Annotated in this window: 1 protein-coding gene; it reads left to right on the forward strand. The window is 60.6% G+C overall.

Features of this window, described 5'->3' with window-relative positions; translation table 11 throughout:
* A partial coding sequence (locus SB717_RS35450; RefSeq protein ID WP_410907612.1) for a hypothetical protein occupies window positions 1–277 on the forward strand: 277 nt, incomplete at both ends.

Consider the following 277-nt stretch of genomic DNA (forward strand, 5'->3'; position numbering starts at 1 on the left):
GGGCCGTTGAAGCATGGCGCGCATTCTCCGCGCATGTATTCGTCGGTGGCTTTGGAAATTGAGCGGGACCTGAAGGCGACTCCGGGGCTCGAGTATTTGTTTGAGCGGGAGTTTAAGGCGGATACGTGGGCGTATTGCGTGGCGCAGGCGCGTGCGGATCTGGTGGAGGCGTGGATGGATCGGATGGGGTCTGTGGAGGATTGGGCGCAGGCTGCCGAGGGTGGTGTGTCGTCGCCGTCTGAGGAATTTTTGGAGTTGTCGAGTCGTGCGTCTACGT

Source organism: Priestia sp. SIMBA_032 (assembly GCF_046535215.1).
GTDB classification, from domain to species: Bacteria; Bacillota; Bacilli; order Bacillales; family Bacillaceae_H; genus Priestia; species Priestia aryabhattai.